Source organism: Burkholderia sp. WSM2232, assembly GCF_000472545.1.
Lineage (GTDB): Bacteria > Pseudomonadota > Gammaproteobacteria > Burkholderiales > Burkholderiaceae > Paraburkholderia.
The window spans coordinates 47985-64196 of record NZ_AWZV01000020.1 but is presented as its reverse complement, the minus strand read 5'-3'; the positions used below and the strand labels follow the sequence as shown (position 1 = coordinate 64196).

Here is a 16212-nt window from a genome sequence, read left to right as displayed (position 1 = left end):
TTGAAGCGCAGAGGTCGCCACGTGAAACGAGCCGCGCAATGGCGGCTCGCCCGATGCGACACTCAGGTCACCGGCGCCGGATTGAAAAGCGCCAGCGCATTATGCAGCTTGAGCTTCTCCGCGCAGGTCTTCTTGCGCCCGCTCGCGACGTCCAGCATGAAATGGAACAGTTCCCAGCCCACTTCTTCGATGCTTGCCTTGCCGGTCGCAATGGTGCCGGCGTTGATGTCCATCAGGTCATGCCAGCGGCGTGCCAGATCGGAGCGAGTCGCCACCTTGATGACAGGCACTTCCGCGAGGCTGTACGGGGTGCCGCGACCGGTCGTGAACACGTGCAGGTTGATACCGGCGGCAAGCTGCAGCGTGCCGCAGATAAAATCGCTCGCCGGCGTGGCCGCGTAGATCAAGCCTTTCTGGCGCACTTTCTCGCCCGGCGACAGCACGCCCGAAATCGCCGAGTTGCCGGACTTGATGATCGAGCCCATCGCCTTTTCGACAATGTTGGACAAGCCGCCCTTCTTGTTGCCCGGCGTCGTGTTGGCACTGCGGTCCGCGCCGCCGCGCTTCAGATAATCGTCGTACCACTGCATTTCGCGGATGATCGCCTGCGCGACGTCTGCATTTGCCGCGCGCGCGGTCAGCTGGTCGACGCCGTCGCGCACTTCGGTGACCTCGGAGAACATGACCGTGGCGCCCGCGCGCACCAGCAGATCGGTCGCAAAGCCGACAGCCGGATTTGCGGTGAGACCGGAAAACGCGTCGCTGCCGCCGCATTGCACGCCGACCACGAGATCCGCTGCCGAACAGGTTTCGCGGCGCCGGTTGTTCAACCGCTTCAGGTGGCCTTCGGCTGTCTTCATGATCGACTCGATCATCGACTGGAACCCCACGTGCGCCTCGTCCTGCAACACGACCACGTCGCCGTTCTCGTCGGCGCCCAGATCGCCGATGTCGGCGATCTCACTCGGGTTCTGCGCCGCTGCGATGGGAATCGTGCCCGGCGGCATCAGACGCTCCGGCTGCAGCTTTTCGCAACCGAGGCTCACCATCATCACCTCGCCGCCGAAGTTCGGATTCAGCGCGATGTTGCGCACGGTGCGAATCGGCACCATCGCGTCGGGTGCGTCGATTGCCACGCCGCAGCCATACGTGTGGCCGAGGCTCACCACGTCGTCGACATTCGGATACTTCGGCAGGAGTTCGGACTTGATGCGCGCGACCGCGTGCTGAACCACGTCGGCGACGCATTGCACGGTCGTGGTGATCGCAAGAATGTTGCGCGAGCCGACCGAGCCGTCCGCGTTGCGATAGCCTTCGAACGTGTAGCCCTCGAGCGGCGGCATGTCCGGCGCCTTGATGGTGGCAATGGGCAGATCCTCCAGCCCCGGCGGACTCGGCATGCGGATCACGTGCTCGTTGATCCAGCTTCCTTTGGGCAGCGCCTTCAGCGCATAGCCGATCACCACGTTATAGCGGATGACCTCGTCGCCCTCGGCGAGGTCGGCAAGCGCCACCTTGTGACCTTGCGGCACGCGTTCGCGCAGCACCAGACCGTCGGGAAAAACCGCGCCCTCGCCCAGACCGCCGTCGTTCACGACGATCGCGACATTGTCATTGGGGTGAACGCGAATGTAGAGCGGTGAAAGTTCCATTGCATCGATCCTTATGGCGTTTAACGCCTACCCACGCGCATAGTGCGCGCGGTTTGCGCCAGCATTCATACGTCATCCTACAACAGGCGACTGAGCCCAGATGTTCCGTATTTACCCTAAGCCCAGCATTATGCCGCGAAATCCTCGTTGAGTTGGGCGAAATGTTGTTGTACGATGACGTATAAGAAATCTTCATTTCTATCGATCCAACCATACCGACGCCTGGATACACACATCATGACGACACCGCAGGAACTCAAGCAGATCGTTTCGGAAGGCCTCCTCTCCTTCCCCGTTACCGACTTCGACGAAAAAGGCGACTTCCGCGCCGACACTTACGCCGAGCGCCTGGAATGGCTGGCTCCGTACGGCGCTTCGGCACTGTTCGTTGCAGGCGGCACGGGGGAGTTTTTCTCGCTCACCCACAACGACTATTCGAACGTGGTGCGCACCGCGACCGAAGTCTGCAAGGGCAAGGTGCCGATCCTGGCCGGCGCGGGCGGCCCCACGCGCGTAGCGATCGAATACGCGAAAGAAGCCGAGCGCCACGGCGCGAACGGCATTCTGCTGATGCCGCACTATCTGACGGAAGCCTGCCAGGAAGGCATCGCGGCGCACGCCGAGGAAGTCTGCAAGGCCGTGCCGAACATGGGCGTGATCATCTACAACCGCGCCAATTCGAAGCTTAACGCCGACATGCTGGAAGGGCTCGCCGAGCGTTGCCCGAACCTCATCGGCTTCAAGGACGGCGTGGGCGAGATCGAAAACATGGTGACGATTCGCCGCCGCCTCGGCGACCGCTTCTCGTACCTCGGCGGCCTGCCGACCGCGGAAGTCTATGCCGCCGCCTACAAGGCGCTGGGCGTGCCGGTGTACTCGTCGGCGGTGTTCAACTTCATTCCGAAGACCGCGATGGACTTCTACCGCGCAATCGCTGCGGACGACCACGCAACCGTCGGCAAGCTGATCGACGAATTCTTCCTGCCGTACCTGAAGATCCGCAACCGCCGCGCCGGCTACGCGGTGAGCATCGTCAAGGCGGGCGCCAAACTGGTCGGCCACAGCGCCGGCCCGGTCCGCGCCCCGCTCACCGATCTGACCGAAGAAGAAACGGCGCAGCTCGACGCGCTCATCAAGACGCTCGGCCCGCAGTAACACGCAGTAGCGGAGCGCGGCGCTCCGGCGGCCGCGCGCACAACCGCCGCCCATGAAAACCGTTTAGACGGCAACGCAAGCAGCGCCCGGGGACGACAGCGTCGCCGGGCGTTTTTTCGCAGGTGCGCTAGCGGCCGCGACGCGCCTGGCCGAAAGCCCGCTCCCTTGCATAAGAATTAAGGAGATGACCATGGACATGAGCCGCACGGCCAGTTCCGCGAACGTCGCAAAGCGCACCAAAGTCCGCTACGCGATCCTGCTGCTGATCTTTGTAATCACCACCTTCAACTACGCGGACCGTGCGACGCTTTCGGTCACGGGCTCGGCGATGCGCGCGGAATTCGGCTTCGACGCGATCCGCATGGGCTATATCTTCTCCGCGTTCAGTTGGGCTTACGTGCTGTCGCAACTGCCGGCCGGCTGGCTGCTCGACCGCTTCGGCGCGCGGCGCGTGTACGCTGCAAGCATTTTCTTCTGGTCGCTTTTCACGCTCCTGCAAAGTTCGATCGGATCGCTCGGCAGCGCCGCTGCCGCCGTGACCGGTCTGTTCGTGCTGCGTTTTGCGATGGGTGCGGCGGAATCGCCGGCCTTTCCGGCCAACGCCAAGGTCGTGGCGAGCTGGTTTCCCACCAAGGAACGCGGCACCGCCTCCGCAATCTTCAACTCGGCGCAATACTTTGCGGCGGTCGTGTTCACGCCGCTCATGGCGTGGCTCACGCACGCCTTCGGCTGGCACATGGTGTATGTGGTAATGGGCGTCGCCGGCCTGCTGCTCGCGCTCACCTGGCTCAAGGTCATGAAGCATCCCGCCGACCATCCGGGCGTGTCGGCTGCCGAACTCGAGTACATCGAACAGGGCGGCGGCGTGGTGAACGGCCAGCAGAACGCCGCCCCCGCCGGCGTCGAGAAGACCGGCGGCTGGTCGCTCGTGCGTCAATTGCTGAGCAACCGGATGCTGGTCGGCGTCTATCTCGCGCAGTACTGCATCAACGTGCTGACGTACTTCTTCCTGACGTGGTTTCCGATCTACCTGGTGCAGGCGCGTCACATGACGATCCTGCAGGCGGGCCTCGTCGCGTCACTGCCCGCGATCTGCGGGTTCTCGGGCGGCGTGCTTGGCGGCATTCTGTCGGATTCGCTGATCCGCCGCGGCCATTCGCTGACCGTCGCGCGCAAGGTGCCGATTGTCGGCGGAATGCTGCTGTCGGTCTCGATCATCGGCTGCAATTACGTTTCCACCGACTGGATCGTCGTCGCGCTGATGTCGCTCGCGTTCTTCGGCAAGGGCATCGGCGCGCTCGGCTGGGCGGTGGTCGCGGATACGTCGCCGAGGGAAGCGCTCGGTTTGTCCGGCGGCATCTTCAACATGTTCGGCAACGTGGCCGGCATCGTCACACCGATCGTGATCGGCTATCTGGTTGCGCAAAGCGGCTCGTTCAACGGCGCGCTGGTGTTCGTCGGCGCGAATGCGCTGCTCACGGTGTTCAGCTATCTCGTGATCGTGAAGGACATCAAGCGGGTGGAGCTGCGCCTACGGTGACGCGTCGCGCTGGCGGCCTGCGTGTTGCGGGACGACGGTGGGCGCAGCGCGCCCGCCGCTGAAAATGATCCGGGCCTTTCTATAATCAGTCGTCAGACGACGGTATAATGGACCGCAGGAAGCATCTGCAACTATCTGATTCAGGGGCGTTTTCGATGGCTACACCACTCGCATCCGCGGCACCGCCACGACGCGCTCGTAATCTTGCCGAGCTCGTCGTCAACTACGTCACCGAGCAGATCGCGACCAATGCGCTGAAGCCGGGCGACAAGTTGCCCACCGAATCGCAACTCATGGTCACGCTGAGCGTGAGCCGCACGGTCATTCGCGAGGCGATTTCGCGCCTGCAGGCGGGCAAGATCATCGAGACGCGGCACGGCATCGGCAGCTTCGTGCTCGAGCCGCAGCGCGAAAAGCTCGGCATCGACATGGTGCCCGCCACCACGCTGCGCGACGTGCTGTGCATTCTCGAACTGCGCATCAGCCTCGAAACCGAATGTGCGGGCCTCGCGGCCCAGCGCGCCAAAGCCGAAGACCTCGCGCGCATGCGCGCCGCGCTCGACGCAATCGAAGCGACCCGCCACAACGGGCTGGACAGTGTCGACGCCGACTTGCAATTCCATATTTCGGTGGCGCGCGCCACCGGCAACCGCTATTTCGTCGACATCCTCACGCAAATGGGCAGCGCGCTGATTCCGCGCAACCGTCTGGATTCGGCCGGTATCGCGCGCGCCGAACCGGACGCGTATCTGTCGCTCGTCAACCTGGAGCACGAGAGCATTCTCGAAGCGATCAGCCGGCACGACGCCGAGGGCGCGCGCGCGGCCATGCGCATGCATCTGTCGAACAGCCGCGAACGCCTGCGCCGCGCGAACGAAACATCCGAAGCCAACAGCTGAGCGGCGAGCGGTTTGCCCGGCGCAAGCGCGCCGGCCGATGCAGATACGAACGCCGCTGTCCACCCAAAGCGGCAAAACAGAATGGCCGGGGAGTTCTAACCCCCCGGCCATTTTTCGTTCGACGCTCGAATCAGAAGCGCTTAGCTGCGCGTGATCTCGCCATCGCGACGACGCCACAGATCAAGCGGGTTGGCGTCGGCGAGCGCCTGCGGCAGCAGCTCCGCCGGGAAATCCTGATAGCACACCGGGCGCAGGAAGCGCTCCATCGCCGTCGTGCCCACCGAGGTTGCGCGGCTATCGGAGGTTGCCGGGAACGGGCCGCCGTGAACCATCGCGTGGCAGACTTCCACGCCGGTCGGAAAGCCGTTGACCAGCAGCCGCCCGGCCTTGCGCTCGAGAATCGGCACGAGTTTCTGGGCTGCGGCCACGTCAGTGGCGTCCATCTGGATCGTCGCGGTCAATTGACCGGCGAAATGCTCGGCAACTTGCAGCAGTTCTGCTTCGTCCTTGCAACGCACGATAGTCGAGGCCGGTCCGAACACCTCGTCCTCCAGCGCCGGCGTGGCGAGGAAGGTCTGCGCGTCGGTGACGAACAGCGCCGCGCGCGCCTGGTTCGGGCCGGTCACGTCGGCGCCGCGCGCCACCGTTTCCACGCCTCTCGTCGCGCCGAGCTTGCCCTCGCCTTCCGTATAAGCCGAGTAGATGCCCGAGGTCAGCATGGTCTGCGCGGGCTTGGCCGCCAGCGCTTCGGACGCTGCCGCGACAAAGCCCTTCAGCGCGTCGCCGTCGACGGCGATGGCGAGGCCCGGGTTCGTACAGAACTGGCCGGCGCCAAGCACGAGCGAATCCACAAAGCCGCGCGCGATGGTCTCGGTGCGCTGCGCGAGCGCGTTAGACAGCAGGAACACCGGGTTGATGCTGCTCATTTCCGCGTAGACCGGAATCGGCTCGGGGCGCGCCGCCGCCACGCGCATCAGCGACAAGCCGCCCGCGCGCGAGCCGGTGAAGCCGACCGCCTTGATGGCCGGATGAGCGACGAGCGCCTCGCCGACCGAATTGCCCGCGCCGACGATCAGCGAGAACACGCCTTCCGGCAAATCCATCTCCTGTGCGACGCGTTGAATCACGCGGCCGACCATCTCGGACGTGCCGAGGTGCGCGCGGTGCGCCTTGACGACGACCGGGCAACCGGCCGCGAGCGCCGCAGCCGTGTCGCCGCCCGCCACCGAGAACGCCAGCGGGAAGTTGCTCGCGCCGAACACCGCGACCGGGCCCAGCGGAATCTTCTGCATGCGCAGATCGGATCGCGGCAGAGGCTTGCGCTCCGGCAGCGGCGAATCGAGCGTCGCGGCGAGCCACTGGCCCGAGCGCACCACTTGCGCGAACAGCTTGAGCTGGCCGGTCGTGCGGCCGCGCTCGCCTTCCAGACGCGCCTTCGGCAAGCCGGACTCCTGCTGCGCGCGCTCGATCAGCGCGTCGCCCAAGGCCGTGATGCCATCCGCGATACGTTCGAGGAACTCCGCGCGCACGTCGAGCGGCAGTTGCCGGTACGGATCGAACGCCGTTTGCGCCAGTTTGCACGCCAGGTCGACGTCGCTCGCGGAGCCGCTGCCGAACACCGGCTCGGCGATGTCCGTGCCGGTGGCGGGATTGAACGCGTGGAGCGCCTGTTCGGCGCCGCGCACAGCCTTGCGGCCGATCAGCATCTCACCGGTAATCTGGCCGGTCACTTCGCTTGCGTGGGACATGTCTCTTTCCTTGTATTGAAAGCGGGTAGATATAAGTCATCCTACAACATAGGCACGGGCCAGCGCAACCGCGACGGCCTCGCTGCATGGGAAATGCCAAGCAAATTCCGGGCAAATTCGGGTTAACCTGACCGTTACAACAGCTGAAGCGGGTGCTAATCTGCACTAGATATACGACGACCTATAACAAGCGGTCAGGATCGTCGGAACTTGACCCGATCCATTGCCGTTCGAGGAGCACGTTCATGTCAGCCGCGCCCTGCCCGCCTTATCAGTCTCTTCCCAACAGTTTCCGCCACGCGGTGCGCGGCGGCGACACCCTGATCGGCTGCTGGGCGTCGCTCGCGAGCCCGATCGTCACCGAACTGCTCGGCGTGATCGGATTCGACTGGCTGCTGCTCGACGCCGAACACGCGCCGAACGACGTCCTCACGCTGATTCCGCAACTGATGTCGCTCAAGGATAGCCGCAGCGCGCCGGTCGTGCGTCCGCCGGCCAACGACAGCGTGGTCATCAAACGGCTGCTGGACAGCGGCTTCTCGAATTTCCTCGTGCCGTTCGTCGATAACGCCGACGATGCGGCACGTGCGGTCGCCGCTACGCGCTACCCGCCGCAGGGCGTGCGCGGCGTCTCGGTGGCTCACCGCGGCAACCGCTACGCGACGGTACCCGGCTATTTTGACATGGCCAACCAGAATGTCTGTGTCATCGTGCAGATAGAGAGCCGCGCGGCCGTGGACTCGATCGACGCGATTCTGGCCGTCGACGGCGTGGACGCCGTGTTCGTCGGTCCATCCGACCTGGCGGCATCTTACGGACATCTCGGCAACGCTGCGCACCCGCAGGTGCAGCAAGCCATTGCGCACGTGTTCGAGCGCGCGCAGGCCGCGGGCAAGCCGAGCGGCATTCTTGCACCGGTGCAAGCCGACGCCGAACGCTATCTCGCGATGGGCTGCCGCGTGATCGCCGTGTGCGCCGACCTCGGGCTTCTGAGAAACGCCGCGCAGGACGTTCACCAACACTTCATCAAGAAACCGGCGGATGCGGGCTGAGCCGTGCAGAGCGGGCTCGAGCCAGACCGTCATGACCTCTCCGGAGCATTCCATGCAAAAAGCAGGCTTTATCGGACTCGGCATCATGGGCAAGCCCATGGCCGCGAACCTCCTGAAAAACGGCGTCGCGCTCGCCGCATTCACGCGCAGCGGTGTGCCGGACGATCTCACCCAGGCCGGCGCTCAAGCCTGCGACAGTCCCGCAGCCGTCGCCGCCCAAGCGGACGTGATCTTTATCATGGTGCCGGACACGCCGGACGTCGAGCGCGTGCTGTTCGGCGAGAACGGACTGGCAAGCGCGCTGCGCGCGGGGCAAACCGTGGTCGACATGAGCTCCATCTCGCCGATGGCGACGCGCGAGTTCGCGGCCCGCGTGCGTGAGACCGGAGCCGATTATCTCGACGCGCCCGTGTCGGGCGGCGAGGTCGGCGCAAAGGCGGGGTCGCTCACGATCATGGTGGGTGGCGAGCAGGCTACCTTCGACAGCGTGAAGCCGCTCTTCGACATGATGGGCAAGAACGTCACGCTGATCGGCGCAGTGGGCGCGGGACAGGTGTGCAAGGTTGCCAATCAGGTGATCGTCGCGGCCACCATCGAGGCGGTCGGCGAGGCGCTGCTGCTCGCGTCCAAGGCGGGTGTGGATCCGGCGCGCGTGCGCGAAGCGTTGATGGGCGGCTTTGCGTCCTCGCGCATTCTCGAAGTGCATGGCGAACGGATGACGAAGCGCACGTTCGACCCGGGCTTTCGCATCGAGCTGCATCAGAAGGATCTGAATCTCGCGCTTTCCACCGCGCAGGCGCTGGGAGTGTCGCTGCCGAATACGGCCACTTGCCAGGCGCTTTTCAATGCGTGCGTCGCGCACGGCGGCAAGGCATGGGATCACTCGGCGATGGTGCGCGCGCTCGAAGTGCTCGCCAATCACGAGATCGGTCAGCAGAAAAGCTGATTTGCCGCACGCGCGCGAGCCGCGCCGCTTTGCCTGTTCGATGTGGCTGGACGGGTAAGGCGGCGCGTCATACGTTAAGGCACGTGATGGATCACGCAAACCTACAAACTGCCTTCGCTTCTTTCAATTATTAAGGATGGCTAACTGGATAAAGGTGGTTGCAATAAATGATGCGGCTTCGCGCATCGACGATTATTTTCAATGCCCTGAAGGGCAAGGAGACATCCGTGGCGACTCAATATAAGAACAGCAGTGAGGGTGCAAATAGGCGGACAAATGAGCGGGCGAGCAAGCGGGCTGCATCGACGCAGCCGCTTCATGCCACGCCTCATGCCACGCCTCATTCACCGGGACGCCGGGCCTTCATGGTGCTTGCCGGGACTTCCGCGGGCGCCACGCTGCTTGGCGGCCTGTCTGCGTGCGGAGGCTCGGGCAGTTCAGGCCTCACACCGGAAGATCCGATCTGGGGCAGCTACGGTGCCGCGTCGCAGATCATTGCTTCGCTGGCCGGCATTACGCAGTCCATGTTCCCCTCGCGCGACTTTGTCGTCACGCAATATGGCGCGCAACCGTGCGCCGTGGTTGCGGCGACGAATCCGTATACGGGCGCTTCTTCGCCCGCGAGCCCGGGGTCCGGCATGACCAACGCAGCGTCGTCATTCGACTCGCGGCCGGCTTTTCTCGCTGCCATCCAGGCGTGCAATGCGGCCGGCGGCGGCCGCGTCGTGGTGCCCGCAGGCAACTGGTATTGCGCCGGGCCGATCGTGCTGCTCAGCAACGTGAACTTTCATCTGAGCGCCAATTGCACGATCTATTTCAGCCCGAACCCCGCAGACTATGCAAAAGACGGCCCGGTCAACTGCGGCGCGAACGGCAACCTCTTCTATAGCCGCTGGCAGGCAAACGATTGCCTGAACTTCGGCTCGCCCGTCTACGCGCGCAATCAGAACAACATCGCGCTGACCGGCGAAGACGCGAGCTCCGTATTGAACGGCCAGGCCATGACACCCTTCTCGGGTTCGGGCAATACGGCCACCTGCTGGTGGACCTTCAAAGGATCGAACGGCGCATACGGTTGCGTGAGTTCGTCCACGCCCTCGCAAGTATTCAAGAATCCGAACAATGTGGACCTCAGAACCGCCGCCCCGGGCATTTCCGACGCACTCTACACGCAACTGACAAGCCCGACGACACCCTGGCAAGAGGACCAGAACTATTTACCCGCGCTTTCCGAGGCAGGCGTTCCGGTCGCGAAGCGGGTCTTCGGCCTGGGTCACTACCTGCGCCCCTGCATGGTCGAGTTCATCGGCTGCACCAACGTGCTGATGGAAAACTACTGCACGAACAACACGCCTTTCTGGCAGCACCATCCGACCGCTTGCAAGAACGTGGTGATTCGCGGCGTGACCACCAACAGCATCGGTCCGAATAACGACGGCTTCGACCCCGACGCGTGCGATAACGTGCTATGCGACGGCGTTACCTTCAATACCGGCGACGACTGCATCGCAATCAAATCCGGCAAGGACCTCGATACGCAATACGGCCCCGCGCAAAATCACGTCATCCAGAACTGCACGATGAATAGCGGCCACGGCGGCATCACGCTCGGCAGCGAAATGGGCGGCGGCGTGCAGAACATCTACGCGCGCAACCTGCAGATGCTGAATCAGAACTGGGCAAGCAATCCGCTGAACATCGCGATCCGCATCAAGACGAACATGAATCGCGGCGGCTTCGTGAAGAACTTCTACGTCGACAAGGTGACACTGCCGAATGGCGTCGCGCTCAAAGGCGGCGGCTATGGCAGTGCGCTGCTCGCGGGCAGCCCGATCAACGGCACGGTGCCGCTTGGCGTCGTGACGGCGGCGGCGGCCAATCCGTCTGCGGCTCAGGGCGGGCTGATCACCTTCGATTGCGACTACCAGCCGGCCAACGACGCGATCCGCACGCGCCCCGCCGTCGTGCAGAACGTCAACATTTCGAATGTGCAGGCGAGCAACGTCACGGTCAACGGCGTCACCGGCTCGTGCTTCCAGGCAATCGTCGCGCAAGGCCCCGTGGCGTTCGATTACAACGGCCCCACCCCGGCGCCGACCATTCCGCCCATCAGCGGCGTTACCATCTCGAACTGCAATCTGGGCACCGCGGTTTGCGCCGGGCCGGCCAGCTCGACCACGCCAGGGCCGATCTATGCATACAACGTCAACGGCATTACGTTGAAGAACGTGGTGATCGGCTCGACTACTTACAACACGAACATAGCCGACCAGCGGTAGCAGCGGTAAGCACAAACGCGCGGTGGCAGCCGCGCCGCAATGATGGCGAAAAAAAACCGCTCCACGGAGCGGTTTTTTCTACGAACCAGGGCGCAAGGCCCCGCACGATATCCAACGCGGAATCAATCGTCCAGCAGCGACAGATCGCGCACCGCGCCCTTGTCCGCGGACATCACCAGCTTGGCGTAGGCCTTGAGCGCCGCGGACACCTGGCGCGGACGCGGCTTCGCCGGCTTCCAGCCCTTCGCATTCTGCTCCTCGCGGCGGCTTGCCAGTTCCGCATCCGACAGCAGTACGTTGATGGTGCGGTTCGGAATGTCGATGCGGATCTTGTCGCCGTCGCGCACGAGGCCGATCGCGCCGCCCGCCGCCGCTTCCGGCGAGCAGTGGCCGATAGAGAGGCCCGAGGTGCCCCCCGAAAAACGGCCGTCGGTCAGCAGCGCACAGGCTTTGCCGAGCCCTTGTGATTTGATGTAGCTCGTCGGATAAAGCATTTCCTGCATGCCCGGTCCGCCCTTCGGACCTTCGTAACGCACGATCACCACATCCCCCGCCTTCACCTTGCCCGCGAGAATGTTTTCGACCGCTTCGTCCTGCGATTCGGTTACGTGCGCCGTGCCTTCGAACACCAGGATGCTTTCGTCGACCCCGGCGGTTTTCACCACGCAACCGTCGAGCGCGATATTGCCCGTCAGCACCGCCAGGCCGCCTTCCTTCGAGAACGCGTGCTCGTATGAGCGAATGCAGCCTTCCGCGCGGTCGAGGTCGAGACTCGGCCAGCGCGTGTTCTGGCTGAACGCCACCTGGGTCGGAATGCCCGCCGGGCCCGCCATGTAGAAGGTGCGAACAGCTTCGTCCTGCGTGCGGACAATATCCCACTGATCGAGCGCGTCCTTCAACGTGGGTGCATGGACCGTGGGCACGTCCGTGTGCAGTTTGCCCGCGCGGTCCAGCTCGCCGAGAATCGCCATGATGCCGCCCGCGCGGTGCACGTCTTCGATGTGGTACTTGTTGGTGTTGGGCGCAACCTTGCACAGTTGCGGCACGACACGCGACAACCGGTCGATGTCGGTCATCGTGAAGTCGATCCCGGCTTCGCGCGCAATTGCCAGCAAGTGGAGAATCGTGTTGGTCGAACCGCCCATCGCGATGTCGAGCGTCATCGCATTTTCGAAAGCCTTGAAGCCGACTGCGCGCGGCAGCACGCTCGCCTTTTCCTGCTCGTAATACTCGCGCGCCAGTTCGACGATGCGGCGGCCGGCGCGCTTGAAGAGCTGCTCGCGGTCCGCGTGCGTGGCGACCACCGTGCCGTTGCCCGGCAACGAAAGACCCAGCGCCTCGGTCAGGCAGTTCATCGAATTGGCCGTGAACATGCCCGAGCACGAACCACAGGTCGGGCAGGCGGAGCGCTCCACTTCGGCGACGTCCGCGTCGGAATAGGCCTTGTCCGCGGCGATCACCATGGCGTCCACCAGGTCGAGTTTCTTGAACTCGATTGTGCCGGTTTTCGGATTTGCGAGGCGCGTCTTGCCGGCTTCCATCGGGCCGCCGGAAACGAACACCACGGGGATGTTCAGGCGCATCGCGGCCATCAGCATGCCGGGGGTGATCTTGTCGCAGTTCGAGATGCACACCATCGCGTCGGCGCAGTGCGCGTTGACCATGTACTCCACCGAATCGGCAATGATGTCGCGGCTCGGCAGCGAGTACAGCATGCCGTCGTGGCCCATTGCAATGCCGTCGTCGACGGCAATGGTGTTGAACTCCTTGGCGACGCCGCCGGCTGCTTCGATCTCGCGCGCGACGAGTTGGCCGAGGTCTTTCAGGTGCACGTGGCCAGGCACGAACTGGGTGAACGAGTTGACCACCGCGATGATCGGCTTGGAAAAGTCTTCGTCTTTCATGCCGGTCGCGCGCCACAGCGAGCGCGCGCCTGCCATGTTGCGGCCGGCGGTGGAGGTTTTGGAACGGTATGCGGGCATCGTGGTTGTTGAATGAATATCGCTTGAAAGAAGCGGGCCAAGGGAGTGACGGCCCCTCGAACGCCCGTGCGAACAACCTTTTGAGCCGCGCCGCGGGCAAAGCACGCGATTATCCCACAGCGCCTGACCGCACGTGCGGCACGTGCTGGCGCGAGCGGCGGCGCTGCACACGCGGCGAAGCTTGCCGCGTGAAGGTCAAAAGGAATCCGTAAAAGGAAACGGCGCCCGCAGGCGCCGTTCCGGTTCAGCGTCGCGCGGGTGATGCAGGCGCAACATGTCGTGAAGCAGCGGGCTCCGTTATTTAGCGGCCGCCGTCCCGTTGACTTGCGACCAGCGCGGCTCCGGCGTCCTGTCTGCGCTCCTTGCAAGCAGGCAGACCACGCCGGCCGCAATGATGTCGAACACCGCGAGCACCACGAAAAGCGGGCTATAGCCGACCTGCGTGACGAGCACGCCGAACAGCGCCGTGAACGCCGCCGCGCCCAGGTAGCCAGCCATGCCGCCCATGCCCGTTGCGGTCGCAACTTCGTTCTTGCCGAACATGTCGGAAGTGATCGCGTACAACGCGCCCGACAGCGTCTGGTGCGCAAAACCGCCCACGCACAGCAGCGCCACCGCGACATACGGGCTTGCGACGAGACCCACGCACGCCGGTCCGATCATGCACAGCGCGCCGACCACGAACACCATCTTGCGCGACGTGAAGAGCGACACCTTCGCGTACTTGTGAAACAGCGGGCTCAGATAGCCGCCCAACACGCAGCCGACATCCGCGGCAAGAAACGGCATCCACGCATAGAGCGCGATTTCCTTCAGGTTCATGTGACGCTCAGTCATCATGTAGAGCGGAATCCATGCGTTGAAGGTCTGCCATGCAGGTTCCGACAGAATGCGCGGAATGCCGATTGCCCAGAAGTCGCGGCTCTTCAGCATCGCAAACCAGTTGCGCCTCGGCGCGCCGCTGTCGCTATGCTTTGCCTCCTGACCGCTCAGAATGTAGTCGCGCTCGGCATCACCCAGCATTTTCTGATGGCGCGGATGCTTGTACAGCAGCATCCACACCACGCTCCAGATGATTCCCGCCACGCCGACAATCACGAATGCCAGTTGCCACTCGCCATGCAGCAGCGCCCACACCACGAGCGGCGGCGCCAGCAACGCGCCAATCGACGAGCCAATGTTGAACCAGCCGATAGCCACCGACCGCTCTCTCGCCGGAAACCACTCGCTCGTCGCCTTCACGCCGGCCGGAATGCCCGCCGCCTCCGCGATGCCGAGCAGGCCGCGGAAAAATGCGAGGCTGCGCCAGCCCGTCGACCACGCGGCCGCAGCGCAGGCGAGCGACCACGCCAGCGCGAACGCGGCGAAGCCGATCTTGGTGCCGACCGTATCGAGCAGGAAGCCCGCAACCGGCTGCATGAATGCATAGCAGAGCTGCCACGCGATCACCACGTGAGCGTATTGCTCGGTGGTGATGTGCAGGTCCTTCATCAGCGTCGGTGCGGCCACCGACAGCGTGTTGCGCGCCAGATAATTGATGATGAGCCCGGCCGCGACCAGACTGACCATCCACCAGCGGATACCCTTGATCTTCATTGCTGCGTCTCCTGGTAATGCTTGAACCTGCTTGTGGCGCACGGCGCCGCGCAAGCGGCGCCCGCGCAGTGCGCTCTCAATCGCGCGAATAGTCGATGCCGACGAAGCCGCCGCCCTGGAAGCGCTGGCCGAGTGCATCGAGGGGATTGGGGCGGGCCAGCACTTCTTCGGCGTAGTCCTCGGCGTTCTGCGTGGGCGTGTAGCCGAGGCGCGCCGCGCCGCTGTTGTCCCACCAGCTGCGCGTATTGGCCGACACGCCCCACACGGTGATAAAGCCCAGCTCTTCTGCCTCGATGCAGCGATCGAGGAAATGCATCAGATCGGCATGGCCGAACCAGGTGCTCAAATGGCGCGGTTCGGTCGGGCGTTCCAGACAGCTGCCGATGCGCACGCACACGCTCTCGATGCCATGCTTGTCCCAGTACATGCGAGCGAGCGCTTCGCCCCACACCTTGCTGAGGCCATAGAAGCCGTCCGGACGCAGCTCGCAGTCGAGCGACAGACGCTCGGTCACCGGGTACATGCCGATAGCGTGATTGGAACTCGCGAACACGATGCGCTTGACGCCGTGGCGCCGCGCGCCTTCGTACACTTCGACGAGGCCGCGCAGATTGTTTTCAATGATCTCGGGCAGCGGGCGCTCGACGCTCGTGCCGGCAAAGTGGATCAGCACGTCCACGCCGTCGAGCAGCCGATCGACCACCGCCGGATCGCGCAGGTCGCCATGCATGACGTCTTCGCCGTCGACGAGCGGCGTGAGCGGTTTCGAGCCGGCCGCCGAGCGCAGCGGCGTGCCGCGCGCAATGAATGCGGCGCGCACGACCGAGCCGAGCTGGCCGCCGGCGCCACTGAGGGCGATCTTCTTCATACGGGTTCCTTTACTGCACCGGCCGGTCGGCGAGGTCGACGATTAGCGCCGGGGCCTTGGGCAAGATTGTCTGCGGATCAGCGACTAGTTGTACGATAACGTACTATCAACGAAGCAGGAACGGATTTCAACTAGGCATTTACCCGTATTTGCGGTCAGCTTTCAGTGCCTGATGCAGCCCAGAAACGGGGGCGATCAACGCCTTCAATATGCGATGTCGTATAACTTAACGACTTGCTCAACCATCCTGAACGGGAGCGCCGCGCACGCCCCTCCACGCGACGTCCGAGATCCCCCGGCTATCTGCCTCTTCCCCGCCTCGGCTGACCCGCGGCGGCCATGTTGCGACGCGGTCGATTGCCGCACTCGCATGCCCTGCGGCTCATGAGGCGCCATCTCGAGCCATAAGAAAAAGCTGATATAGATCAGCTATTTGCGTTGCAACAAAGTAGCCGCCAAAGAAAACAACGCGGTTTGTTGACGCACGTCGCACCG

Annotated in this window: 11 protein-coding genes; 6 read left to right on the top strand and 5 right to left on the bottom strand. The window is 64.0% G+C overall.

Annotated elements, in window-relative coordinates:
• Positions 1-62: 62 nt before the first annotated feature.
• Entirely contained in the window at positions 63-1652 is a 1590-nt protein-coding gene (garD, locus tag F757_RS0119270; RefSeq protein WP_027212824.1) for a galactarate dehydratase, read from the bottom strand.
• 237 nt (positions 1653-1889) lie between these two features.
• Between garD and kdgD the strand changes: the two genes are divergently transcribed.
• From kdgD to F757_RS0119255, 3 genes are all read left to right on the top strand, one after another.
• Positions 1890-2807 (top strand): 5-dehydro-4-deoxyglucarate dehydratase, encoded by a 918-nt coding sequence (gene kdgD, locus F757_RS0119265; RefSeq protein ID WP_027212823.1) that lies wholly within the window; start codon positions 1890-1892, stop codon positions 2805-2807.
• Positions 2808-2997: 190 nt separating this feature from the next.
• Positions 2998-4347, top strand: coding sequence for an MFS transporter (locus tag F757_RS0119260; RefSeq protein WP_027212822.1), 1350 nt, complete (start codon positions 2998-3000; stop codon positions 4345-4347).
• A gap of 155 nt (positions 4348-4502) precedes the next feature.
• On the top strand, positions 4503-5246 hold the full coding sequence (locus F757_RS0119255; RefSeq protein WP_027212821.1) for a FadR/GntR family transcriptional regulator: 744 nt from the start codon (positions 4503-4505) through the stop codon (positions 5244-5246).
• A 140-nt stretch (positions 5247-5386) separates the two neighbouring features.
• Here the strand turns inward: F757_RS0119255 and F757_RS0119250 are convergent, their stop codons facing one another.
• Entirely contained in the window at positions 5387-6994 is a 1608-nt protein-coding gene (locus F757_RS0119250; protein WP_027212820.1) for an aldehyde dehydrogenase (NADP(+)), read from the bottom strand.
• Positions 6995-7239: 245 nt separating this feature from the next.
• On the opposite strand from F757_RS0119250, the gene garL reads away from it, so the two are divergent.
• The 3 genes from garL to F757_RS0119235 all read left to right on the top strand — a co-directional run bounded on the left by garL (position 7240) and on the right by F757_RS0119235 (position 11271).
• On the top strand, positions 7240-8046 hold the full coding sequence (gene garL / locus F757_RS0119245; RefSeq protein ID WP_027212819.1) for a 2-dehydro-3-deoxyglucarate aldolase: 807 nt from the start codon (positions 7240-7242) through the stop codon (positions 8044-8046).
• A 31-nt stretch (positions 8047-8077) separates the two neighbouring features.
• Positions 8078-8992, top strand: a complete 915-nt coding sequence (locus F757_RS0119240; protein ID WP_232221430.1) for a 2-hydroxy-3-oxopropionate reductase — start codon at positions 8078-8080, stop codon at positions 8990-8992.
• Between the two features lie 365 nt (positions 8993-9357).
• Positions 9358-11271 (top strand): glycoside hydrolase family 28 protein, encoded by a 1914-nt coding sequence (locus F757_RS0119235; protein WP_035467194.1) that lies wholly within the window; start codon positions 9358-9360, stop codon positions 11269-11271.
• A gap of 122 nt (positions 11272-11393) precedes the next feature.
• Here F757_RS0119235 and ilvD read toward each other — a convergent pair whose 3' ends face one another.
• From ilvD to F757_RS0119220, 3 genes are all read right to left on the bottom strand, one after another.
• A complete protein-coding gene (ilvD, locus tag F757_RS0119230; protein ID WP_027212816.1) occupies positions 11394-13253 on the bottom strand; it encodes a dihydroxy-acid dehydratase in 1860 nt (619 codons plus the stop codon).
• A gap of 297 nt (positions 13254-13550) precedes the next feature.
• On the bottom strand, positions 13551-14849 hold the full coding sequence (locus tag F757_RS0119225) for an MFS transporter (RefSeq protein ID WP_027212815.1): 1299 nt from the start codon (positions 14847-14849) through the stop codon (positions 13551-13553).
• 76 nt (positions 14850-14925) lie between these two features.
• Positions 14926-15717, bottom strand: a complete 792-nt coding sequence (locus tag F757_RS0119220; RefSeq protein WP_027212814.1) for an NAD-dependent epimerase/dehydratase family protein — start codon at positions 15715-15717, stop codon at positions 14926-14928.
• Positions 15718-16212: the final 495 nt, after the last annotated feature.